We start from the raw sequence: 22,299 nt of genomic DNA, 5'->3' as shown, positions 1-22,299 counted from the left end.
CCTCACTTGAGCTGGCAAATGTCGAGGACTTTCATGTCGGTATAGTCGAGGTTTTCCCCGCCCATCGCCCAGATGAAGGCATATTTCTTGGTGCCCGAACCCATGTGGACCGACCAGGGCGGGCTGATCACGGCTTCCTCGTTGCCGATCACGATGTGGCGCAAGTCTTCGGGCTGGCCCATATAGTGGAACACGCGGTCGCTTTCGGTGGGCATGTCGAAGTAGAGATAGATCTCGCTGCGGCGGTCATGCAGGTGCGGGGGCATGGTGTTCCACACGCTGCCTTCCTCCAGCACGGTGAGACCGAGGAGGAGTTGGGCAGATTCACACACACCCGGAATGACCAACTGATAGATCGTGCGCTGGTTCGAATTTGCCAGATCGCCGCGCGCCAGCGGGTTGGCCTGATCGAGCGTGATATGCTTGATCGGAAACGCCTTATGCGCCGGGACCGAAGCGATGTAGAAACGCGCGCCCTCGCCTTCAAAGGTCACATCCTGCGTGCCCATGGGGAGGTAGAGGCATTCCTTGTTGCCCATCTCATAGCGCGTGCCATCGACCGTGATCGCGCCGGGGCCGCCGATGTTGACGATGCCCGCCTCGCGGCGTTCAAGGAACGGGTGGCCGGCTGCGCTTGCGGGCTCGGTCTGCGCGGGCAGCTTCAGCGGCTCCTTGCCCGGCACAGCACCGCCGATAACGAAGCGTTCGTTATGCGAATAATTGAGGTTCACCTGTCCCTCGACAAACATGCCCGATACCAGATAACGGTCGCGCAGTTCATCATTAGAAACACATTCCATCATGTCGGGATGTGTGGCATGATAGGTCTTGCAGAACATGGGTAGCTCTCCCGGCAAAGAATTGGTGCCGTCCGGCACGTGATTGATCGCTTGGTAGCGGGTTTTGGTAACCGGTGTCAATAACCGCCAAACATGACTTTTTGCAGACAGACAGGCCGCAAGGATCAGCCTTTGAACGGCGCCGTCGAGGCCCGTTCGACCAGTTCGGAACGGAAGAAGGATTTGTGTTCGGCCGCCCTCTCCGGCTGAATCAGCTTGAAGGCCGCCGAACGCGCCATCGCCCGGATCGGCCAGCGCACCGTGCTGAGCGGAGGCCAGATATGCGCGCCGATCGGCGTATCGTCGAAGCCCAGAATCGAAAGCTGGCGTGGAACTTCCAGCCCCTGTTCCAGCGCGGCGTGCAGAACAGCGGCCGCCATTTCGTCATTGGCGGCAAAGATCGCGCTGGGGCGGGGATGTTGGCTCAGCAATTGCTTGGCGGCGGTATAGCCTGATTCAAACGTGTAATTGCCCGCCGCCCGCAAAGTGTCGGGCAGGCTCAGCCCATGGGCCAGCAGGGCCTCACGCAGCCCCGCCTCGCGCTCGCGCGCAGAACGGAAGCCATCCGGCCCCGCCACATGGCCGATCCGGGTGTGGCCATCGCGAATCAGCTTGTCCACCGCCTCGCGCACCGCCTCGCGGTCGTTCGATTCGACCAGATGCTCTTCATCGTCCAGCCGCGCCGAGCCCATCCGCACATAGCGACAGCCCAATTCGGCGCAGAGCCGCGCCACTTCGTCATTTTCAGAAACCGGTGGCAGAACGTAAATGCCGTAAAGCCGCTGCTGCTCGATAAAATGGCGGATGTCGTCGAAAAGATGCGGGCTCTTGCGGTCCACCGGGCGCACGACCAGCGCGAATTCGGTGCCCTTCATCGCGTCCAGCATGCCTTCCTGAACCGACAGGACCATCTGCGCATTGGGGTTGTCGTGGATCAGGCCGATCAGGAAATTGCGCCGCAAAGCCAAGGCCCGCGCCTGCGGATTGGGCACATAGCCCAAATCGCGGATCACCGCCGTCACCTTGTCGCGCGTCGCATCGTTAAGCAGAGGCGAGTTGTTGATCACACGGCTGACGGTCTTTTTCGACACGCCCGCCAGGCGCGCCACATCATTGATCGTCGGCTTGGGCTCACGATTGGCCACGTTGTTCCCACCTCTCTGGCTCGTCTGCACTTTTGCTGCCTTGCCCTTGCATGAAGAAGCGTGCAAGCAGGAGACTTATTGACACCGGTTACCATAAACGACATTCCCACGCAAAGGCGAAACCCCGCGTGGGGAGATTCGCAAAACGAACCCTTGGTGAGAATGATGAGCCTGCAACCCGCCCTGATCCGCGTTCACCCTGAAGACAGCGTCGCCGTGGCGCTGCGCCTGATCGCGGCCGGGGAAGAGGTTGCGCTTGGCGATCAGCGCCACATCGCCAACGCCGACATCCCGCAGGGACACAAGCTGGCCCTGATTGCCCATGCGCCGGGCGACACGGTGCGCAAATATGGCCAGCCCATCGGCAAGGCCACAGCGGCCATCGCACCGGGCGATCATGTTCACACGCATAATCTGGCCACGGCGCTGGCGGGGGAATTGGCCTATGCGCCCGATGCCCATGGCGATGTGGCGGCAAAGAAAACCAGCGCCCTGCAATGGCGCGGCTATCTGCGCGAGGATGGACGGGCGGCCACGCGCAACGAAATCTGGGTGCTGCCCACCGTGGGCTGCGTCGGCCTGACCGCCGAACAGGTCGCGCGCGAAGCGTGCGACCGCCACGCCGATCTGATCGCCGCCGGGCGGATCGACGGTATCCATGCCTTTTCCCACCCCCATGGCTGCTCGCAACTGGGCGATGATCTGGCGGGGACGCGGGCCGTTCTGGCGGGTTTGGCGGCCAATCCCAATGCGGCGGGCGTGCTGGTGCTGGGGCTGGGCTGCGAATCGAACCAGATTGCCGAACTGATGACGCTGGTCCCTGAAAGCGCGCGGGGCAAGGTGGCCACCCTCTCCTCGCAAAGCGCGGGCGATGAGCTGGCCGAGGCCGCCGCGCTGATCGACACGATGGTCGCACAGGCCGCATCGGCGCAGCGGGTGGACCTGCCCCTCTCGGCGCTGGTGGTGGGGTTGAAATGCGGCGGTTCGGACGGGTTTTCGGGCCTGACTGCCAATCCGCTGCTGGGCCGCTTTGCCGAAACACTGGCGGGCGCCGGGGGGACGCCGGTGCTGACCGAGATCCCCGAAATCTTCGGCGCCGAACAGGCCCTGCTCTCGCGCTCCTCCAATGCGCAGGTGTTCGATGCCGCCGCCGGGCTCATCAACCGCTTCAAACGCTATTACCTCGATCAGGGCCTGCCGGTTTCGGAAAACCCCTCGCCGGGCAATCTGGCGGGCGGGATCACCACGCTGGAGGAAAAGTCTCTGGGCGCGGTGCAGAAGGCAGGGCACGCCGCGCTCTGCTCCGTCATCGATTATGGAGAGACAGCGCCGCTGGGCGGGCTGGCCCTGCTCGAGGCGCCGGGCAATGACGCGATTTCCTCGACCGCTCTGGCGGCGGCCGGGGCCACGATGGTGCTGTTCACCACCGGGCGCGGCACGCCGCTGGGCTTTCCCGTGCCCACGGTCAAGGTGGCGTCCAATCATCAACTGGCCGCCAACAAACCGCATTGGATCGACTTTGACGCCGCCATGGCATTGGACGAAGGTCAGGAGGTTGCCGATGAGGCCTTCCTTGCCCGGCTGGTGGCCATTGCCGGCGGAGAAAGGACAGCCGCCGAACGCCATGGCCAGCGCGCCATCGCGATCTGGCGGCGGGGGGTAACCCTATAGGCATGGCGGGCTGAAAGCCGGCTGATGCAATCGCTTGCCTTGCGGCCGATTGCTATTGACACCGGTTTCCATTACTAAATTCACCCAAAGGATTATGGGATCAGGATGCACACTCAAGAAACCGATCAGGCCATCGCTCAGGCCTTTGTTGCGGCCCGCCGCTCTGGCCAAGGCATGGCCACCTATCCCGGCCCCGCGCCCGCCACGCTGGCCGATGCCTATCGCATTCAGGACGTCGCGATTGCGATCGACGGGCGTGCGGTGGTCGGATGGAAAGTGGGCCGGATCAACGCGCCACTGGATGCGCAACTGGGGGCGAACCGCCTTGCCGGACCGATCTTTGCCGATGCAGTGGCCGATGACGGCGCGGCCATGCCGGTCTTTGCCGATGGTTTCGTCGCGGGCGAAGCCGAATGGCTGCTCCATGTCGCGCCCGGTTTTGCCGGCCCCGTCCCCGCCGATGACGCCGCCACCAAGGCGATCATCGACGAGGTGCGCATCGGCATCGAAATCGCCAGTTCGCCCTATCCGGGCATCAATGCTGACGGTCCCTGCGTGACCGTCTCCGATTACGGCAACAATGCGGGCCTTGTGCTGGGCGCGCCGGTGGCCGGGTGGGCTGACCTTGATCTATGTGCGATTTCCATCGCCACGCGCATCGACGGCGCCGTGGTAGGCGAAGCCACCGCCGCCACCATGCTCGACGGCCCCTATGGCGCGGTGCGCTTTTTGCTGGCCAATCTGATGGAGCGCGGGATTGATGTGTCGGGCGGGCTGTGGGTCTCGTCGGGCGCGGTCACCGGCGTCCATCAGGCGCTGGTCGGCCAAAGCGTGAGCGCCAGTTTCGGCGATCTGGGGCAAGTGTCCTGCACTCTGACCCAGGCCCAGCCCCGTTAACGCGCCACAAGAAGCGCAATTGGAGAATGGATGATGACAGGCCAGAATAAAGTCCTGCCTGAACTGGACCCCAAGGCCGGACGGCGGCGCTGGGTCGTGTGCGGGCTGCTGTTTGCGGCAACGGCCGTGAACTATATCGACCGCCAGATGATCGGTGTGCTCAAACCTACGCTCCAGCAAGAGCTTGGCTGGCAGGAGAGCGATTTCGCCACCATCGTCTTCTGGTTCCAGATGGCCTATGCGATCGGCTATATCTCGTTTGGCCGGATCGTCGATGTGCTGGGCGCGCGGCTGGGCTATGGCGTGGCCATCGTGATCTGGACGGTGGGCCACATGGCGCATGGCTTCGCCACCGGAGTGGCCAGTTTTGCCGCCGCCCGTTTCGGGCTGGGCGTGGGCGAATCGGGCAATTTCCCCGCCGGTATCAAGGCGGTGACCGACTGGTTCCCCCAGCGTGAGCGCGCCTTTGCCATCGGCCTGTTCAATGCGGGCGCGAATGTGGGGGCTATCATCACGCCGCTTCTGGTGCCTGCTCTGGTGCTGTGGTTCGGGTGGCGTTCGGCCTTTTTCATCACGGGCGTTTTCGGCGTTGCGTGGCTGGTGGCCTGGTGGGCGCTTTATCGCCACCCGCGCGAGGAGACCAAAATCACGCCGGGCGAACTGGCGTGGATTGAGCAGGACCCGGCCGACACCACCGAAAAGATCGGCTGGGCTCGCCTGATCACGTTGCGCGAGACATGGGTCTATGCGCTGGCCAAGTTTTTGATCGACCCTGTGTGGTGGTTTTTCCTGTTCTGGCTGCCGGGCTATCTGTTCGACCGCTATCATCTTGATCTCAAAAGCTTTGGCCTGCCGCTGGCCGCGATCTACATCATTTCGGATCTGGGCAGTGTGGCCGGGGGCTGGCTCTCCTCCTTCATGCTCAAGCGCGGCTATTCGGTGAATGTGGCGCGCAAACTGGCCATGCTGATCTGCGCCTTCTGTGTGCTGCCGATCTATTTCGCGCAAGGCATCGACAGCGTGTGGGGCGCGGTGCTGGTGATCGGCCTTGCCACGGCCGCGCATCAGGCGTTCTCAGCCAATGTGTACACGCTGCCCTCCGACCTGTTCCCACGCGCGGCGGTGGGCAGCGTGGTGGGCATCGGCGGTACGATGGGCGCGCTGGGCGGCATGGGGATGGCGTTGTTCACCGGCTATATTCTTGATGCCACGCACAGCTATGAATTGCTCTTTGCCATCTGCGCCAGCGCCTATCTGGTCGCTCTGGCCGTGGTTCATATTCTCAGCCCCCGTCTGGCGCCTGCCACGGTGGAATAGCGAAATCCTCCCCCATGATTGCTCATGGATTGTCTGGACCGGGAAGGCTGCCTAAAGCTTTCCCGGTCCATTTTTTGTGAGTTGCTTATGACCGCTTCCCTGTCCCGGCTGTTGAACATCATGGCGCGGCTGCGCGATCCCGAGCGGGGCTGTGAATGGGATGTGGCGCAGACCTTTGCCACCATCGCGCCCTATACGATCGAGGAGGCCTATGAGGTGGCCGATGCCATCGAGCGCGGCGATATGGCCGGATTGCGCGAGGAACTGGGCGATCTGCTGCTGCAGGTGGTGTTCCACAGTCGTATGGCGCAGGAGGCCGGTCACTTCGCCTTTGACGATGTGGCCGATGCGATCAGCGACAAGATGGAGGCCCGCCACCCGCATGTGTTTGGCGATGCGGCGGATGAAGGCCAGTCGCGCGAGGTCCGCTGGGAAAAGCTGAAGGAACAGGAGCGCGCGGAAAAGGGCGCTTCGAGCGCTCTGGATGGCGTGGCGCTGGCCCTGCCCGCGCTGATGCGGGCGGAAAAGCTCCAAAAGCGCGCGGCGCGGGTCGGCTTTGACTGGCCGGATGTGTCGGGGCCGGTTGCCAAGGTGGTCGAAGAGATTGAGGAACTGGCCGAAGCGCAGACGGCGGAAGAACGCGTGGCCGAGGCGGGGGATTTTCTCTTTGCCGCTGTCAATCTGGTGCGCGCCTATGGCATAGCGCCCGAGGAAGCCCTGCGCGCGGCCAATGCCAAGTTTGAACGCCGGTTCAAAGGGATGGAAGCGATTGCCGGAGAGCGAGGCGTGAATTTTGCCGCGCTCTCACTCGATGAACAGGAAGGCTTGTGGCAGGAGGTCAAGAAGGGGGAAAAGGCGAGGGTCTAACCCCTTGCGCCACTCCATTACCGGGATTGCAAAGGGACAAGTCCCTTTGCAATCCCGGAGGCACACTTAAACCTTCACAACCTCACAAACCGCCCAAATTCCTTAGGCGTCAGCTTCACGGACATAACCCGCGCCGGTTCATCCCCTCCGGCCTCCTCATCGGAGAGCACCTCGCCATGGGCATAGAGCCAGGCAATGCGCGCGCCATCATGGACGGGAATGGTAAAGCGATGCTCGCGCGCGTCCCCGGTCAGCAGCCGGTTGGCGGTTTCGAGCAATTCCTCGCAACCCTCGCCCGTCACGGCCGATAGCGGGACCACCACTTCGTCGTCATGGGCCGCCTCGCGCGCGGCATGCCAGAGATGCGCGGCCTGCTCGGCGCTCAGCAGGTCCCACTTGTTCCACACCTCGATCATCGGCACAGAAGGCGCACGCGTGCCTTCCTCCAGCAGGCCGAGGTCTTCGAGGACGGACAGCACCTGTTCCTTTTGCGCCGCCGTATCGGGATTGGCGATATCGCGCACATGGATGACAATATCGGCCGCCGTCACCTCTTCCAGCGTGGCGCGGAAAGCGGCGACCAATTGCGTCGGCAGGTCGGAAATGAAGCCCACCGTGTCCGACATGATCGCCTTTTCGATGCCGGGCAAGCGGATCGCGCGCATCGTGGGGTCCAGCGTGGCGAAGAGCAGATCCTGCGCCATCACCGCCGCCCCGGTCAGCCGGTTGAACAGCGTCGATTTGCCCGCATTGGTATAGCCCACCAGGGCCAGCACCGGCCAGGGTGCCTTTTCGCGCCGGTCGCGGTGCAGGCCGCGGGTGCGGCGCACCTGCTCCAGCTCGCGGCGGATGCGGGCCATACGGTCGCGGATCATGCGGCGGTCGGCCTCGATCTGCGTTTCGCCCGGACCGCCGAGGAAGCCAAAGCCTCCCCGCTGGCGTTCAAGGTGAGTCCAGCTGCGGACCAACCGGCCCTGCTGGTAATCCAGATGCGCCAGTTCGACCTGCAAACGCCCTTCGGCGGTCGCCGCGCGCTCGCCAAAGATTTCGAGGATCAGGCCGGTCCGGTCGATCACCTTGCGCTTGAGCTTGTCCTCAAGGTTGCGCTGCTGCACCGCCGAGAGCGCGCCATCGACGATGACGAGTTCGGCCTCATGCAAATTGCATTGAGTGATGATGTTGGTGATCTGGCCTTCGCCGAACAGCGTGCCGGGGCGTGGTTCGCGAATGGCGATAGGGAAGGCCTCGGCAATCACCAGCCCGATGGCCAGCGCCAGACCTTTCGCCTCTTCGACGCGCGACTCGGTATCGGAGGCGCTGGGGCGCCCCCGAATCTCGGGGCAGACGATCAGGGCGCGTGCGCCCCTTGTAACCTCGCCCTCGGCTTCCTCTCCGAAAATCAGGCGTCCGAACCTTCTTCACCGTCCCACTCGCCGGTCAGATCGACCGGGCCGAGCGGCTGGATTGTCGAAACCGCATGCTTGTAGGCAAGCTGCACATAGCCTTCGCGTTCCAGCATCATGCAGAACAGGTCATAGGCCGCCACGCGCCCCTGAAGCATCACGCCGTTCACCAGGAACATCGTGACCTGCACGCTGGACGAGCGGATCGAGGAAAGGAACACATCCTGCAGCAGGCGGGCCTTCTTCGACGCATCGCCGCCCTGCGGGAACAGGCGCGTGTCGATGGGCTGGCTGGGCATGATGGTGGAAACGGCGTGCTTATAGACCAGCTGCGACTGACCATCGCGGCGCAACAGGATCGAGAAATTGTCGAACCAGGTGACAATACCCTGCAGCTTCACACCCTTGACAAGGAACATGGTGACGGGGGTCTTGTTCTTGCGCAGATAGTTCAGGAACTGGTCCTGCAAATTCTGGCTGCCCTTGCCCGACGGTGCGGGAACGGGGGCTGCGGCGACGGCTTCGGCGCCCTCTTCAAGCGCGGGCTCTTCCGGCTTGGAACGCGGGCGGGCGGAAAGCGTGCGGCCAGTCGACATGGTTTGCTCCTATTGTTGGCGGCCGTTTCTACGGTCCGCATTCTGGCCAAAGGTGATTCTGCACCTCTGGCCGATTGAGCCCCATGTCTAGCCTCTCGCAGTTGCAGCGTAAATGCCGAAATTGCGAAAGACGTATTCACTCTTCCTCGTCATCATCCCGCTTGTCGCCCATGCCCAGCAGCTTGAGCTTGCGGTGCAGCGCCGAACGCTCCATGCCGATAAAGGCGGCGGTCTTTGAAATATTGCCGGAAAAGCGCCGGATCTGGACCCGCAGATATTCCCGTTCAAAGTTTTCCCGCGCCTCGCGCAGAGGTACCCCCATCAGCGAGGACATGCCGGAATCTCCGGCCAGACGCCCGCTGTTGATTTCCGCAGGCAGCATATCGACCTCGATCCGCCCCAGTCTTTCACGCGGGGCCAGAATCACCGTGCGCTCGACCACATTGCGCAACTGGCGCACATTGCCCGGCCATTCATAGGCCTGCATCGCGGCCATCGCCTCGATGCTGATATCGGGCGGCGGCATGCCCTGATCATTGGCATAGCGGGCAAAGAAATGCTGGACCAGCACGGGAATATCCTCGCGCCGCTCGGCCAAAGGCGGCACCGCCACCGGCACCACGTTCAAACGATAGAACAGATCCTCGCGGAAAGTCTTGTCGATGATTTCCTTTTCCAGATTGCGGCTGGTCGAGGACACGACGCGCACATCGACGCGGATCTGGCGATTGCCGCCCACGCGGACAAAGGCCTGCTCGGTCAGAACCCGCAGGATGCGCGCCTGGGTCGACAGCGGCATATCGCCCACCTCGTCCAGATAAAGCGTGCCCCCATCGGCCAGTTCGAGCAGACCTGCGCGCACCAGCTTGCCATTGGCCTCTTCGCCAAACAGCTCCTCTTCGAAGCGTTCAGGTGTGATCCGGGCCGAATTGACGCTGACGAAAGGCTTTTCCGCCCGCCCGCTCCACGAATGGAGCAGACGCGCCGCCACTTCCTTGCCAACGCCCGAGGGGCCGGAGATCAGCAGGCGGCTGCCGGTATTGGCAACACGTTTAAGTGTGGCGCGTACATGGTTGATTGCGCTGGATGAACCGTGAAACTCCGTCCCTTGCGCCGTATCCAGTTTCAGCCGCGCATTTTCCCGCCGCAACCGCTCCGTTTCCGTGGCGCGTTCGACCAGATGCAGCAGGCGCTCGGTTTCAAAGGGCTTTTCGATGAAATCCATCGCCCCGCGCCCGATCGCGGCCACCGCCGTGTCGATATTGCCATGGCCCGAAAAGATGATGACCGGCAGGTCCGGCTCACGCGCCTTGATCGCGTCCAGCACCTCAAGCCCGTCCATCGGGCTGCCATGCAGCCACACATCGAGCAGCACCAGCGAGGGCCGGCGCCGGTCCACCTCGTCCAGCGCGGCGCGGCTGTCGCCCGCCGTGCGGCATTCATAGCCCTCGTCCGACAGCACACCCGCCACCAGTTCGCGGATGTCCTTTTCATCATCAACGATCAGGATATCGACAGCCATCAGGCTCTTCCTCTTTTCATTCGGCTCATTCCCCCGGCTCCATCACCTTGCCCGCGCTCAAAGGGTCGCGGGCAAAACGCAGGGAGACGACGGAGCCACCGCCCTCGGCGCTGGCGAAATTCATGTCGCCGCCGTGTTCCTCGACAATCTTCTTCACAATGGCCAAGCCCAGCCCCGTGCCCTTTTCGCGGGTGGTGACATAGGGTTCGACGATACGTTCGCGGTCCTGCGGCAATCCGATGCCATTATCGGCCACCACCGCCACGATGCTCTCGCCCTCGTCGATCAGGCTCAGCCGGATCGCGCCGCGATAGTCCTCGCCCGCCTGTTTCTGCTTGGCCTCGACCGCCTCGGTGGCGTTTTTCAGCACATTGGTCATCGCCTGACCAAACTGATGCCTGTCGCAACCGATGAGGCCGATATCGGACGGCGCATCGATGGAAAAATCGATGTCGGAGCGCGCAACCTCCTGCAGGAACAGCGATTGCCGCGCCAGATCGACCGGGTCCTCGGAACGGAACACCGGTTTTGGAATGCGGGCAAAGGAGGAGAATTCGTCCACCATCTTGCGCAGGTCGCCCACCTGACGAATGATCGTCGCGGTCAGTTCCTCGAACAATTCGGGATTGTCGCTGATCTGCTTGCGATAACGGCGCGAAAGGCGCTCGGTGGCCAATTGGATCGGGGTCAGCGGGTTCTTGATTTCATGCGCGATGCGCCGCGCCACGTCCGACCATGCCGCCTGACGCTGGTCCAGCAATTGCCGGGTGATGTCCTCGAAGGTGATGACATGGCCGCCCTGCGCCTCGCCCGATGGGGTAGTATTGGCCGTCACCTTGACCGCCAGCGTGCGCAGATCGCCCCCGCGTTCGGAGGACACGCCATGCTGGACCACGCCCTCGCGCTTGCCTTCATCGACCATGCCCGCAATCGGCGGCGAAATCTCGGCCAGCGCCTGCCCCACGGGCGCGCCGTCGCTGCGGCCCAAGAGCAGCTTTTGCGCCGAGGAATTCATCAGCCGCACCGCCCCGCCCGCATCAAGCGAGATCACCCCCGCCGTCACCGATTCCAGCACCGCCTCCATCAGCGCGCGACGCTCGTCGATCTGCTGATTGGCGCGAACCAGCGCGGCGGTCTGGCGCTCGATCTGCTCGGTCATGCGGTTGAATGCGCGGTTGAGCAGGCTGATTTCCTCGGCCCCGCTGCGCCCGGCGATGCGGATTTCATAATTGCCCGCACCCACCCGCTGGGCCGCAGCCACAAGGTCATAGAGCGGCTGCACCTGTCTGTCGGCAAAGCGCAGGGCAAAGACCACCGACAGGCCCACCAGCACAAGCGATATGACAAACAGGGCAATATTAAACCGCAATTGCAGCAACCGCGCCCTTTGCGTCAGCACCTGATAGGCTTTCACAATATTGTCGGCGCGTTTGCCTTGGCTGATCGCTAGAAGGTCGGAAGTGCGCGCGGCATAGAGGTAAAGCCCGGTCCGCTGATCAATCGCGGTCACCGCCTCGATGCGATCCGCCTTGGCATTGACCACGATCGCCTCGCCGCCATCCACCCGGCGGCGGTCCTCAGGCGAAATCTGGACCCGCGCGTCATCGCGCGCAGGGTCGACAATCGCCACGGTGATCATCCGCCCATCGGGACCCTTTTGCAGGATTGCCACCTCGTCCAGCCCGCGTTGCAGCACCTGATAGGACAGGGCCCGCTGGAAATCGAGGCTGACGATGCTCGTCTGGCTCAGGATATAGCGCAGGTCGCTGGTCATCGCGATGGCCTCGTTCGAGACATCGCGCTGGGTCTGTTCGTAATAGCCGCGGGCCAGCTTATTGGCGTTTTCCAAAAGCCCGCGCGAATTGTCGGAAAACCAGAATTCCACGCCCGACTGGAAGAGCCACGAGGCAAAGATCACCACCAGCAGCGTCGGCACCGCCGCGATCAGCGAGAAGAGGAACACCAGTTGCGTATGCAGCCGTCCCTTGCCTCCCGGAATGCTGGCCCCGCGCCGCACCGCAATCCACCGCCCGATCAGTACGAGGATCGCCATCGCGGGCAGGAGCATGCCCACCAGCAGCGAAGCGGTCATCCCGCCCGAGAGCAGTTGCCCCTTTTCCGCCTGATCCGACACCGCCAGCCATGCCGAAAGGCTGGCCGCCAGAAAGCCGAAGATCGAGATGCCCCAGACATAAGGCTCGAGATTGGCGCGCCGCGCATAGACCAGCGTCCGCCGCCACCAGCGGGGCCATCGTCTCGGTCTTGCCTTGCCGTCACTCACATCATCGTTCGCCATCGTGGCAGTATTACAACGCCCCTGTGGCAAGAATGCAAGAGGAAACGACGCATTACCCCCAAGGTCGTACCCGCCCTAGGGCCGCCGCAGGAAGGAATCGGGGTCTATCGCCAGTTCGCCCAGGCGTTTGCGCAAGGTGTTGCGGTTGATCCCCAGCATTTGCGCCGCCCGCAATTGGTTGCCCCCGGTTGCGGCCAGAATGCGGTTGAACAACGGCCTTTCAAACGCCGCCAGCGCCGCGTCATAAACCGTGCCGGAGGGCGGATTATGCTCGACCAGCCAGCGTTCGACCGCCCCGTTCAGATCGAGCGGCGTTTCCACCTGCTCCTCGGCCCGCGCGGCGGAGGCCAGCATCGGCTCCAGCGCAGCAGCATCAATCACATCCTCGCGCGCCAGCAGCGCCAGACGATAGATGAAATTGCGAAGCTCGCGCACATTGCCCCGCCATGGCTGTCGCATCAGCATCGCCTCGGCCTCGGGCGCCAGACGCCGCCGGGGCAGGCCCTCCGTGGCCGCCAGCGCGAGGAAATGCCGCGCCAGCGCCGCAATATCATCCGCCCTTTCGCGCAAAGGCGGCAGGTGGATCGGCACGACGTTCAGCCGGTAATAGAGATCCTCGCGGAATTGCCCCGCCGCGATCATCGGCTCCAGATCCTTGTTGGTGGCCGCCACGATGCGCGTGTCGATGCTCACCTCGTCGCGCCCGCCCACGCGGCGAATGCTGCCCGATTGCAGCGCGCGCAGCAGGCGGGTCTGGGCCTGCATCGGCATATCCCCGATTTCGTCGAGGAACAAAGTGCCGCCCGCCGCCTGCTCAAACTTGCCGATATGGCGGGCCACCGCCCCGGTGAAGGCGCCCTTTTCATGGCCGAACAATTCGCTCTCGATCAGATCGGCGGGAATGGCCGCCGTATTGACCGCCACGAAAGGCCCCTTCTGCCGGTGGCCCAACTGGTGGATGGCCTCGGCCACCAGTTCCTTGCCCGTCCCGCTCTCGCCCAAAATCAGCACGGTCAGATCATTGCGCAACACGCGCGTGATCATCCGGTACACCGCCTGCATTGAAGCCGAACGCCCGACCAGCGGCAAGCCCTGCCCCGGCCCCTCGTCCACGCCCCCGCTCAGCGATGATCCCTGCGAGCCGGCGGCCTGACGCACGGTGCGCACCAGTTCGTCAATGTCGAATGGCTTGGGGAAATATTCAAACGCCCCGGTGTCCGACGCGCGCACCGCCGTATCCAGCGTGTTCTGCGCCGAGAGCACGATCACCGGCAGATCGGGATGTATCTCGCGCACCCGGCCCAGCGTCTCGATCCCATCGCCATCGGTCAGCATCACGTCGGTGACGAGCGCGGAAAAGTCCTGGGTGGCCAACAGGCGGTCACGCTCGACAATGGAATCGCAGCGCACCACCGAAAAGCCCTCGGCCTCCAGCGCGGCGGTGATGACGATGGCAATGGACTCATCGTCCTCAACCAGCAAAATGCTCATAGATCCTGTCCGTTAAGCGCGTCTGGCGCCGATTTGCGCCGGGTTCGGCCCGATCCGCCCGACGATGCCATCGGCAGATGCAGGCGGAAATGGGTCCAGCCCCCCGCCTCGTCGCGGTCATGGGTGATGCGCCCGTTCATGTCGCGCATCAATTTGCGCACCAGCGCCAGACCCAGCCCCTGCCCGGTCTTTTTGCTGGTGACGAAAGGCTCGAAAATCTGGTCGCGCACCGAGGGATCGACGCCGGGGCCATTGTCCGAGACGCGCACCTCGATGGGCAGACGCACCGCCTTGCCGCGATCGGTGGCATGCAGTTGCAGACCCGAAACGAAGCGGGTGCGCACGATGATACGCGAATTTTCCACGCCCTGCGTCGCCTCGCGCGCATTGGAGAGCAGGTTGATAAGCACCTGCACCAGCCCGTGCGCGCTGCCCAGAACGGGGGGCAGCGAGGGGTCGAATTCTTCCTCGATCCGCGTCCTGCCTTCTTCCTTGGCCCCGCCCGCGGCGGCCAGAATGGTGCTGGCGCGGCGGATGGTTTCATGCAGGTTGCACGGCTCGACCGGATCGGCGGTGCGGCGCGAGAGCGTCTGCATCTGGTCGATCAGCTTGGCGATGCGGTCCACTTCGTCGGCGATCAGCATGGTGAGCGCGCGGTCGCTGCCCTCCACCTTGCGCGCCAGCAATTGCGCCGCCCCGCGAATGCCCGCCAGCGGGTTCTTGATCTCATGGGCCAGCACCTCCGGCCCGCGCAGCCGCCCGTCGCCATCGCCCGGCATCGACTGGCCCAAAGGCTCGACCGTGGCGCTGTCGCCCAGCGTGACCATCATCCAGCCCGGCGCATCCATCACCGGGGTAGTCGCAATGTCGACCCGGCGGCTGCCCTGCCCCAGCACATGGGCATCGACCTGTCGCGCGGTGATCGGCGCATCGCTTTCATAAACGCGCTGCATCAGGCGTTCATCATCCAGCGCCACCACATCGACCAGCGAGCGTCCCAAAAGACGGCGCTGGCTCTGGCCCAGAAACTGTTCGGCAGCCGGATTGGCCATCGAAATCTTCTGCCCCGGCGCCAGCAGGATCACCGCCTGAGGCAGGCTGAGCAACATCCGCCGCGCGTCGGGCGCGGGATGAATGGCATCGTCCTGGTCGGGCGCCATCAGGCCGCGTCTTGCAGCAGCGGCGTGAAGAATTCGTGGAGCGCGGCCTTCACATCGCGCGGATCGTCCATGAAATTGGCCTTGTTGCGAAACGCCGCCGATCCATGCAGGCCATGCGTATACCAGCCGATATGCTTGCGGAACATGTTGACGCCGGTCTTGATGTCATAATGGCTGAGCATATCCTCATAATGTTCGAGAATAACGCCATATTTCTCGGCCAGCGAAGGCTCGTCCAGACGCTCGCCCGTTGCCAGCCAATGCATCATCTGGCCCAGCAGCCAAGGCCGCCCATACGATCCGCGCCCGATCATCACGCCATCGGCGCCCGACTGCTCGACGGCGGCGGCCACATCCTCGATCGTGCAGATGTCGCCGTTGACGATGACAGGAATATCGACAGCCTCTTTTACCCGGCGGACAAAGGCCCAGTCGGCGCTGCCCTTATACATCTGATTGCGGGTGCGGCCATGGACGGTAATCATCTTCGCGCCCAGATCCTGCGCAGTGCGGGCCAGTTCGGGGGCGTTGAGACTGTCATGACACCAACCCATCCGCATCTTGACCGTCACGGGCACATCCACCGCCTTGACGCAGGCCTCGATCAACCGCGCGGCCAGATCGGGCACGCGCATCAGCGCCGAACCGGCATCGCCATTGACCACCTTCTTCACCGGACAGCCCATATTGATGTCGATGATCGAGGCGCCCTTGTCGGCTGCGATCTTGGCCGCCTCGGCCATCTGATCGGGTTCACAGCCCACCAATTGCATCGAGACCGGCTCCTCCATCGGGTCCCACGCGGCCTTCTGGATCGACTGGCGTGTTTCGCGGATGGCGGCGGGCGATGCGATCATCTCGGTCACATTCAGCCCGGAACCATAGCGCCGCACAATCCGCCGAAACGGCAGATCGGTGACAGCCGTCATCGGCGCCAGCACGACCGGGCAATCGATCTGGACAGGGCCGATATGGATCGGCTTCAAGGTGGGGGGGATCGGAGTGTCTGTCATGGATGTTCTGCTATGGGGCGTGCCTAAAAAGTGGGCAGCGCATAAAGGATTGCGCGGCGCACAGCAAGGGATTACCGGCGCGATCCATGAGCAGCGCCACGACTCAAGCAGATACCCTTAAGGCCGCCATCGTTGTGGCCGCGGGCGCAGGCCTGCGCGCCGGCCAGCCCATGCCCAAGCAATTCGCGCCGTGGCGCGGCAAGCCGGTGGTGCGCCATTCAGTCGAGCGCCTGATGGCGGCGGGCGTGGCGCCGATTGTGGTTGTCATCCCCGATGGTGCCCATGATGTGGCCTCGGCGGCGCTGGATGGCCTGCCGGTGCGGCTGATCACGGGCGGCGCCTCGCGGCAGGATTCAGTGCGTGCGGGGCTGGAGGCTCTGGCACCAGATGCGCCTGCAATCGTGCATATCCATGATGCGGCGCGTCCGATCCTGCCGCTGGCGGTGGTCGAAAGGCTGGAAAAGGCGCTTGAGGCTCAACCCGGCGCAATTCCGGTTCTGCCTGTCGTGGACAGCTTGTGTAATGCCTCGGACAATCTGATGGGGGCGCCAGCCCGCCGCGAGGCCTTGCGCCGGGTCCAGACGCCGCAGAGCTTTCGCTTTGCCGATATTCTGGCCGCGCATCGCGCGTGGGACGGCCCAACCAATGCAGGGGACGATGCGCAGGTTGCTCAGGCCTATGGTCTGGGCATCGCTCTGGTTGATGGAGATGAAGCCTTGCACAAGCTGACCTATGCCGGCGATTTTGCGCCCACGCTGCCTCCGGTGCGGGTGGGCACGGGCTATGATGTCCATCGGCTGGAGGATGGCGAGGAATTGTGGCTCTGCGGGGTCAGGATCGACCATCATCAAGGCCTTAGCGGCCATAGCGACGCCGATGTGGCGATCCATGCGCTGGTCGATGCGATCCTTGGCGCCTGCGCGCGCGGCGATATCGGCCAGCATTTTCCGCCCAGCGATCCCCAGTGGAAGGGTGCGGCCTCGGACCGTTTTCTGGCCCATGCGGTGAAACTGGCGGGCGAAGCGGGCTATGCCATCGGCCATGTCGATGTAACCATCATCTGCGAAGCGCCCAAGATCGGCCCTCACCGCGAGGCCATGCGCGCCCGTCTGGCCGCGATCATGGGTGTCGATATGGGTCTGGTCAGCGTCAAGGCCACCACCACCGAAAAGCTGGGCTTTACCGGGCGCGGCGAAGGCATTGCGGCGCAGGCGGCGGCAACGCTGTTGCTGGCCTGATGGCGCGGCTCCTTGCCCTGACGGCTTCGGCTCTGTTGGTGATCGCTCCCGGCATGGCGCGCGCCGCCGAGCCTTGTTTGTCGCCCGCCGAATTTTCCTCGCTGGTGGGCTTTGCCCTGCCCGGCACGATTGCCGGGGTGGCCCAGCGCTGCGGCCCCTCCCTGCCCGATGGCGCGTTTCTGCGCGGCCCCGCGCGGGGCATGATCGAGCGCTATGCCGCCGCCAAGCCCGCGCTCTGGCCCGGCGCCAAGGCCGCTATCAACAAGTTGAGCGCGAGCGCGCCCACCGATATTTCCGCCCTTTTGGGCCAATTGCCCGATCCGCAGCAACAGCAGATCGTGGAAACCATGGTGACCGGCATGGTCGCCGAAAAACTCCCCATCGCCCGCTGTTCGGAATTGGACCGGCTGCTGGCGATCCTCTCCCCCCTGCCGCCTGAAAGCACGGCTGAGGCCATCGGCCTTGCCATCGGCCTCGGGTCGCGCGCCGGACAGGCGCGCCTTGGCAAAATTGTGATTTGCACACAATGACTCAAGCATCCTTCTTCGCTCCCGACATTATGGAAATGGCCGCACAGGTGATCGCGGAAAACCGCGCGCTGGGCCGCAAGGTCGTGCTGGCGGAAAGCTGCACGGGGGGCCTTGTGTCGGCCGCGCTCACCGAGATCGCCGGTTCCTCGGCGGTGGTGGAAAGCGGTTTTGTTACCTATTCCAATGCGGCCAAGCAGAAACTGCTCTGCGTTTCGCCCGACATTATCGACACGTTCGGGGCGGTTTCCTGCGCCTGCGCATGGGCGATGGCGCAGGGCGCGCTGAAAAATTCGGACGCCGATGTGGCCGTGGCGATCAGCGGCATTGCCGGACCTGATGGCGGCACGGCGCAAAAGCCGGTGGGTCTTGTGGTCTTTGCCAAGGCCGAGCGCAACAGTGAGGAAGTGTTGGCCGAGGAGCGTTTCTTTGCCCCCACCAGCCGCAGCGAAATCCGCGCCGAGGCGGTCAAGGTCGCGCTCGAACTGCTCCTGCCGAAAATGGAGGCTCCCGCCGAGGAGGCGTGATCCTCAGGCCGGTTCACCACCGTAGAGCTTGGCCGCGCGCTCTTCAAAAGCGGCCACCATCTTCCGGAACGCCTTGTCGAAATATTGCCCGGCAAGGCTTTCAAACAGCGGGTTGCGGAAGGTGAAGCTGACATCGAACTCCAGCTCGCAACCGCCGTCGACGTCACGGAATTTCCAGTTGTTGTCCAGATCGCGCATCGGCCCGTCGAGGTAATGCACGGTCAATTCGCGCGGGGCGTCGAACACCACGCGGCTGGTGAATTTTTCCCGCAGCATTTTGAAGCCCACCAGCATGTCGGCCACCATTTCGTGGCCGTCATTGCTTTTCACGCGGGTGGCCACCACCCAGGGCAGAAATTCACCATAGCGGCCCACATCGGCCACCAGATCGAACATCTGCTTGGCCGAATAGGGCAGGCGGCGCGTCTCATGAATACTCGGCATTGACGTATCAGCCCTTGGCGCCAACTTTTGCCTGAGCCGCCTTGGCGAGCTTGGCCTCACGCGCGGCGCGCATTTCGGCAAAATCCTTGCCCGCATGATAGGACGAGCGGGTGAGCGGGCTGGCCGCAACCTGAAGGAAGCCCTTGGCCCGCGCAATCGCGCCATAGGCGTTGAAAGCGGCGGGCGTCACAAATTCCTTGACCTCGGCATGCTTGGGCGTCGGGCGCAGATATTGGCCCATGGTCAGGAAGTCGATCTGGGCGCTGCGCATGTCGTCCATCACCTGATGGACCTCCAGCCGCTGCTCGCCAAGGCCCAGCATGATCCCGCTCTTGGTGAAGATCAGCGGATTATGGGCCTTGACCTCTTCAAGCAGACGCAGCGAGGCGTAATAGCGCGCGCCGGGGCGGATGGTGGGATAGAGCCGGGGCACGGTTTCCAGATTGTGGTTATACACGTCCGGCCCTGCGGCCACGATGGCCTCGATCGCCGGGCGCATCTTGTTGCGGAAATCGGGGGTCAGGATCTCGATCGTCGTATTGGGCGTGGTGCGCCGCAATTCGTTGATGACCTTGACGAACTGGCCCGCGCCGCCATCGGGCAGATCGTCGCGGTCGACCGAGGTGATCACGATATGCTCCAGCCCCAGCTTGGCGGCGGCCTCGGCCACATGAGCGGGCTCGTTCACATCCACCTTGCGCGGCATGCCGGTCTTGACATTGCAGAAGGCGCAGGCCCGCGTGCAGACATCGCCAAGGATCATCACCGTGGCATGCTTTTTCGTCCAGCATTCGCCGATATTCGGGCAAGCCGCCTCTTCACACACCGTGTTCAGCCCAAGCCCGCGCATCAGGTCGCGCGTGGCGCCATATTCGCGGCTGACAGGGGCTTTAACGCGAATCCAGTCCGGCTTGCGCTGAACCGTGGCATTGGAATCGGGCGACAGAGGCGTGGAGAGGTCGTTCATGACCCGGCAGATAGGCGCATGATGCCGCTCTTTCCAGAGTTAAGTTTGAGTTTCTGCTGGCCTTCGGACAGGCTTCGGGGCAATCGGCAGCCACGGGCATGACGGGCCGAATCCCCGATGCCCTCCATCGTCAGGAGAACGAGATGTCAGATACGGGTAACGCCCCCGCCACCCCGCCGCTTGACCGTCTTATCGCAGGGTATCACCGTTTTCGCGAATCCGGCTGGAACCCGCACCGCGAACGCTGGAGCGCTTTGCGCGAAGGGCAGCAACCCGAAGTCATGGTGATCGCCTGTTCCGACAGCCGGGTCGATCCTTCGCAGATCTTTGATGTCGATCCGGGCGAGATCTTTGTCGTGCGCAATGTGGCCGCGCTGGTCCCGCCGTTTGAAACCACGCCGGGCCATCACGGCGTTTCGGCGGCGCTGGAATTCGCGGTCCAGGTGTTGAAGGTCCGCGAGATCATCGTCATGGGCCACGGCATGTGCGGCGGCTGCAAGGCGGCGCTGACGCAGGAACTGCATGGCGCCGAACCGGGTCAGGGCGGCTTTGTCGCCAACTGGATCTCGCTGCTGGACGAGGCGCGCGATTCGGTCGCGCATGAGCACGGCACCACCGGCCGTCCCGCCGAACGCGCCATGGAGCAGGCGGGCGTCAAGGTCAGCCTCGAGAACCTGCGCAGCTTTCCCTGCGTGGCGCAAAAGGAGGCCAAGGGCAACCTCCGCCTGCGCGGCGCCTTCTTCGCCATTTCGGACGGCGTGCTGCATCTGCTGGATGAGGCCAGCGGCAAATTCGCGCCGGTCGAATAAGACCCCGGCCCAATGCAAAGGGGGCGGCGGTTTCCCGTCGCCCCCTTTTTTGTGGGTTGAAAGGCTTTGGCCTTACTTGCCCGCAGCCTTCTGCGCCGCATAGAGCGACCAGAGTTCGGCCATCGGCTTGCGCGGCCCTTCGACCTGCGCGAAAGAAGCCTGTGCGCCGGCATAATCGCCCGCGTCCACCTGCGCGATGCCCAGGCGGGTCAGCACGACCGGCTTGTCCACGCCCGGCTTGGTCAGGGCGATCTTGTAGAGATCCATCGCCTTGGCCGATTCGCCATAGGACAGGAACGCGTCGCCCGCGCCCGTCACGGTGCCCACGGTCGCATTGGCGGCGCGCGCATCCTTTTCAAAACCGGGCAGCGAGGCCTTGTCCGGACCGATGCGGGTGGTCGCGGTCTTGAGCGCTTCGGCATAGAAGGTCTTGGACGCATCCACCTTGCCTGCGGCCACGCCGGCCTCGATCACGGCCTTCACTTCGGCCGGGTTGCGGCGGGCGTCAGCGGCCTGCACGAACTCGCCATAGTCGCGCTCTTCGGCCCAGCTGTTGGTGCGCGCCATCAGGCGCATCAGGTCAATCGTGTCCTGCGAGGGCAGCTGACCCAGATCGCGCAGTACGGCAATCGCGGCCGACCAGCTCTTGGTGACGGGATAGGCCTTGACCAGCTTGGTCGAGAAATTCACCGCCTGCGCGTAATCGCGCGCTTCATAGGCAAAGCCCAGACCGCGACGATACCAGTTTTCCGGCGCCGCCGATCCGGCGATCTCAATGGCCTTGTTCAACTCATCAAAACCGGCCTTGGTCTGCTTTTCCTCGAAATTGATTTCGGCCAGCCACACATGCGGCTCGGCTTCCTTGTTGCCCGCCGCGATCGAGGCATCAAGGTTCTTGCGGGCGCCCGCATTGTCCTTGGCCTGAAGCGCCATCTGGGCCAGCGCAAAGTGCAGCTTGGGCAGCAGGTCGGGCGGGGTCTTGCCGCTGTCGACCATCAGCTGGATGCCCTTGCCCTGAAGCGCATCGTCCTTGGCCAGGCTGCCAAGCTGGATGCCCCAGTTGCCCGCGGTGAACTTGTCATCGGGCTTGGTCGCGGCGGCCAGAACCTTTTCATACTGCGCGCGCAGATCGGCAATGCCTTCGGGGCTGGGCGCCTTCTTGACCTTTTCCAGAGCGGTCTGGAACGGCACGCCCACGGCCAGAAACGGCTTGGAAAGGTCGGGACCGGCCGGAGCCGCCATGGCGGGGGTCGCCACCATCACGCCAGCGCCCGCAACAGGCAAAGCCAGCGCCACGGCCACAGCAAAGCGCGAAAGGGAAAGCTTCATTGCAATCTATCTCCTCTTGGCATGGCACGAGCGTGCCGCCCCAAACTCAACGTTGCGCTTGTTAAGGCAAATCCGCGTCAATGCAACTATAGCCTTAATGGGCTGTCGCGTGTGAACCACGATTGAACTACGACTTTGTGCGCATGGCAGAGACGCAAGAGCGCCCCGATTGTGGAAAACGCATTCGATCCGGCCCACTGGGCGACGCAATCGCTGGCCATAGGCGACGCCATGGCCTAGA

20 protein-coding genes are annotated in these 22,299 nt (G+C 63.7%); 8 read left to right on the top strand and 12 right to left on the bottom strand.

Going from position 1 to position 22,299, the window contains the following annotated elements; all coding sequences use genetic code 11:
* Positions 1-2: 2 nt before the first annotated feature.
* Positions 3-839: a 5-dehydro-4-deoxy-D-glucuronate isomerase gene (gene kduI, locus PQ457_RS07665; protein ID WP_273619130.1), complete on the bottom strand. Its 837-nt coding sequence runs from the start codon at positions 837-839 to the stop codon at positions 3-5.
* A 125-nt stretch (positions 840-964) separates the two neighbouring features.
* Entirely contained in the window at positions 965-1,984 is a 1,020-nt protein-coding gene (locus tag PQ457_RS07660) for a LacI family DNA-binding transcriptional regulator (protein ID WP_273619129.1), read from the bottom strand.
* Positions 1,985-2,146: 162 nt separating this feature from the next.
* Here PQ457_RS07660 and PQ457_RS07655 point away from each other — a divergent pair, with 162 nt between their 5' ends.
* The 4 genes from PQ457_RS07655 (at position 2,147) to mazG (ending at position 6,736) form a co-directional block, all read left to right on the top strand.
* On the top strand, positions 2,147-3,655 hold the full coding sequence (locus tag PQ457_RS07655) for a UxaA family hydrolase (RefSeq protein ID WP_273619128.1): 1,509 nt from the start codon (positions 2,147-2,149) through the stop codon (positions 3,653-3,655).
* A gap of 105 nt (positions 3,656-3,760) precedes the next feature.
* Positions 3,761-4,552 carry a 2-keto-4-pentenoate hydratase gene (locus PQ457_RS07650; RefSeq protein WP_273619127.1) on the top strand — a complete coding sequence of 264 codons (792 nt, stop codon included), beginning with the start codon at positions 3,761-3,763 and terminating at the stop codon, positions 4,550-4,552.
* A 33-nt stretch (positions 4,553-4,585) separates the two neighbouring features.
* Positions 4,586-5,869: an MFS transporter gene (locus PQ457_RS07645; RefSeq protein ID WP_273619269.1), complete on the top strand. Its 1,284-nt coding sequence runs from the start codon at positions 4,586-4,588 to the stop codon at positions 5,867-5,869.
* 87 nt (positions 5,870-5,956) lie between these two features.
* Entirely contained in the window at positions 5,957-6,736 is a 780-nt protein-coding gene (gene mazG, locus PQ457_RS07640) for a nucleoside triphosphate pyrophosphohydrolase (protein ID WP_273619126.1), read from the top strand.
* 74 nt (positions 6,737-6,810) lie between these two features.
* Here mazG and hflX read toward each other — a convergent pair whose 3' ends face one another.
* From hflX to dusB, 7 genes are all read right to left on the bottom strand, one after another.
* Positions 6,811-8,136 (bottom strand): GTPase HflX, encoded by a 1,326-nt coding sequence (gene hflX / locus PQ457_RS07635; RefSeq protein WP_475728178.1) that lies wholly within the window; start codon positions 8,134-8,136, stop codon positions 6,811-6,813.
* On the bottom strand, positions 8,136-8,735 hold the full coding sequence (hfq, locus tag PQ457_RS07630; protein ID WP_273619125.1) for an RNA chaperone Hfq: 600 nt from the start codon (positions 8,733-8,735) through the stop codon (positions 8,136-8,138). The genes hflX and hfq overlap by 1 nt, the downstream gene beginning before the upstream one ends.
* A gap of 136 nt (positions 8,736-8,871) precedes the next feature.
* On the bottom strand, positions 8,872-10,257 hold the full coding sequence (gene ntrX, locus PQ457_RS07625; protein ID WP_273619124.1) for a nitrogen assimilation response regulator NtrX: 1,386 nt from the start codon (positions 10,255-10,257) through the stop codon (positions 8,872-8,874).
* 25 nt (positions 10,258-10,282) lie between these two features.
* The gene (locus tag PQ457_RS07620) at positions 10,283-12,553 is read right to left on the bottom strand and encodes a sensor histidine kinase (protein WP_273619123.1); all 2,271 of its coding nucleotides are present in this window, start codon (positions 12,551-12,553) and stop codon (positions 10,283-10,285) included.
* Between the two features lie 75 nt (positions 12,554-12,628).
* Positions 12,629-14,044, bottom strand: coding sequence for a sigma-54-dependent transcriptional regulator (locus PQ457_RS07615; protein ID WP_273619122.1), 1,416 nt, complete (start codon positions 14,042-14,044; stop codon positions 12,629-12,631).
* Entirely contained in the window at positions 14,041-15,204 is a 1,164-nt protein-coding gene (locus PQ457_RS07610; protein WP_273619121.1) for a two-component system sensor histidine kinase NtrB, read from the bottom strand. Before PQ457_RS07610 ends, PQ457_RS07615 begins: the two co-directional genes overlap by 4 nt.
* Positions 15,204-16,217 carry a tRNA dihydrouridine synthase DusB gene (dusB, locus tag PQ457_RS07605; protein ID WP_273619120.1) on the bottom strand — a complete coding sequence of 338 codons (1,014 nt, stop codon included), beginning with the start codon at positions 16,215-16,217 and terminating at the stop codon, positions 15,204-15,206. Before dusB ends, PQ457_RS07610 begins: the two co-directional genes overlap by 1 nt.
* A gap of 86 nt (positions 16,218-16,303) precedes the next feature.
* Between dusB and PQ457_RS07600 the strand changes: the two genes are divergently transcribed.
* The 3 genes from PQ457_RS07600 to PQ457_RS07590 are packed head-to-tail and all read left to right on the top strand — an operon-like array spanning position 16,304 to position 18,509.
* Positions 16,304-17,455 carry a bifunctional 2-C-methyl-D-erythritol 4-phosphate cytidylyltransferase/2-C-methyl-D-erythritol 2,4-cyclodiphosphate synthase gene (locus tag PQ457_RS07600; RefSeq protein WP_273619119.1) on the top strand — a complete coding sequence of 384 codons (1,152 nt, stop codon included), beginning with the start codon at positions 16,304-16,306 and terminating at the stop codon, positions 17,453-17,455.
* A complete protein-coding gene (locus PQ457_RS07595; protein ID WP_273619118.1) occupies positions 17,455-17,985 on the top strand; it encodes a hypothetical protein in 531 nt (176 codons plus the stop codon). The genes PQ457_RS07600 and PQ457_RS07595 overlap by 1 nt, the downstream gene beginning before the upstream one ends.
* Positions 17,982-18,509 (top strand): CinA family protein, encoded by a 528-nt coding sequence (locus PQ457_RS07590; RefSeq protein ID WP_273619117.1) that lies wholly within the window; start codon positions 17,982-17,984, stop codon positions 18,507-18,509. Before PQ457_RS07595 ends, PQ457_RS07590 begins: the two co-directional genes overlap by 4 nt.
* A 3-nt stretch (positions 18,510-18,512) precedes the next feature.
* Here the strand turns inward: PQ457_RS07590 and PQ457_RS07585 are convergent, their stop codons facing one another.
* Positions 18,513-18,953: a type II toxin-antitoxin system RatA family toxin gene (locus PQ457_RS07585; protein WP_273619116.1), complete on the bottom strand. Its 441-nt coding sequence runs from the start codon at positions 18,951-18,953 to the stop codon at positions 18,513-18,515.
* A gap of 7 nt (positions 18,954-18,960) precedes the next feature.
* Positions 18,961-19,920, bottom strand: coding sequence for a lipoyl synthase (lipA, locus tag PQ457_RS07580; protein WP_273619115.1), 960 nt, complete (start codon positions 19,918-19,920; stop codon positions 18,961-18,963).
* Between the two features lie 143 nt (positions 19,921-20,063).
* Here lipA and PQ457_RS07575 point away from each other — a divergent pair, with 143 nt between their 5' ends.
* Positions 20,064-20,729, top strand: a complete 666-nt coding sequence (locus PQ457_RS07575) for a carbonic anhydrase (RefSeq protein ID WP_273619114.1) — start codon at positions 20,064-20,066, stop codon at positions 20,727-20,729.
* A 72-nt stretch (positions 20,730-20,801) separates the two neighbouring features.
* On the opposite strand, the gene PQ457_RS07570 is transcribed toward PQ457_RS07575, so the two are convergent.
* Positions 20,802-22,058: a tetratricopeptide repeat protein gene (locus PQ457_RS07570; protein ID WP_273619113.1), complete on the bottom strand. Its 1,257-nt coding sequence runs from the start codon at positions 22,056-22,058 to the stop codon at positions 20,802-20,804.
* Positions 22,059-22,299: the final 241 nt, after the last annotated feature.

The sequence above is a fragment of the Novosphingobium humi genome, assembly GCF_028607105.1.
In the GTDB taxonomy this organism is placed as follows: domain Bacteria; phylum Pseudomonadota; class Alphaproteobacteria; order Sphingomonadales; family Sphingomonadaceae; genus Novosphingobium; species Novosphingobium humi.
Note: the sequence above shows the minus strand (reverse complement) of the source record. Positions and strands in the feature narration are given on the sequence as shown.

Coding starts and splice junctions, on each gene's coding strand:
- kduI (WP_273619130.1), bottom strand. CDS start 839: ATGTTCTGCAAGACCTATCATGCCACACATCCCGACATGATGGAATGT.
- PQ457_RS07655 (WP_273619128.1), top strand. CDS start 2,147: ATGATGAGCCTGCAACCCGCCCTGATCCGCGTTCACCCTGAAGACAGC.
- PQ457_RS07650 (WP_273619127.1), top strand. CDS start 3,761: ATGCACACTCAAGAAACCGATCAGGCCATCGCTCAGGCCTTTGTTGCG.
- PQ457_RS07645 (WP_273619269.1), top strand. CDS start 4,586: ATGACAGGCCAGAATAAAGTCCTGCCTGAACTGGACCCCAAGGCCGGA.
- mazG (WP_273619126.1), top strand. CDS start 5,957: ATGACCGCTTCCCTGTCCCGGCTGTTGAACATCATGGCGCGGCTGCGC.
- hfq (WP_273619125.1), bottom strand. CDS start 8,735: ATGTCGACTGGCCGCACGCTTTCCGCCCGCCCGCGTTCCAAGCCGGAA.
- ntrX (WP_273619124.1), bottom strand. CDS start 10,257: ATGGCTGTCGATATCCTGATCGTTGATGATGAAAAGGACATCCGCGAA.
- PQ457_RS07620 (WP_273619123.1), bottom strand. CDS start 12,553: ATGGCGAACGATGATGTGAGTGACGGCAAGGCAAGACCGAGACGATGG.
- PQ457_RS07615 (WP_273619122.1), bottom strand. CDS start 14,044: ATGAGCATTTTGCTGGTTGAGGACGATGAGTCCATTGCCATCGTCATC.
- PQ457_RS07610 (WP_273619121.1), bottom strand. CDS start 15,204: ATGGCGCCCGACCAGGACGATGCCATTCATCCCGCGCCCGACGCGCGG.
- dusB (WP_273619120.1), bottom strand. CDS start 16,217: ATGACAGACACTCCGATCCCCCCCACCTTGAAGCCGATCCATATCGGC.
- PQ457_RS07600 (WP_273619119.1), top strand. CDS start 16,304: ATGAGCAGCGCCACGACTCAAGCAGATACCCTTAAGGCCGCCATCGTT.
- PQ457_RS07595 (WP_273619118.1), top strand. CDS start 17,455: ATGGCGCGGCTCCTTGCCCTGACGGCTTCGGCTCTGTTGGTGATCGCT.
- PQ457_RS07590 (WP_273619117.1), top strand. CDS start 17,982: ATGACTCAAGCATCCTTCTTCGCTCCCGACATTATGGAAATGGCCGCA.
- PQ457_RS07585 (WP_273619116.1), bottom strand. CDS start 18,953: ATGCCGAGTATTCATGAGACGCGCCGCCTGCCCTATTCGGCCAAGCAG.
- lipA (WP_273619115.1), bottom strand. CDS start 19,920: ATGAACGACCTCTCCACGCCTCTGTCGCCCGATTCCAATGCCACGGTT.
- PQ457_RS07575 (WP_273619114.1), top strand. CDS start 20,064: ATGTCAGATACGGGTAACGCCCCCGCCACCCCGCCGCTTGACCGTCTT.
- PQ457_RS07570 (WP_273619113.1), bottom strand. CDS start 22,058: ATGAAGCTTTCCCTTTCGCGCTTTGCTGTGGCCGTGGCGCTGGCTTTG.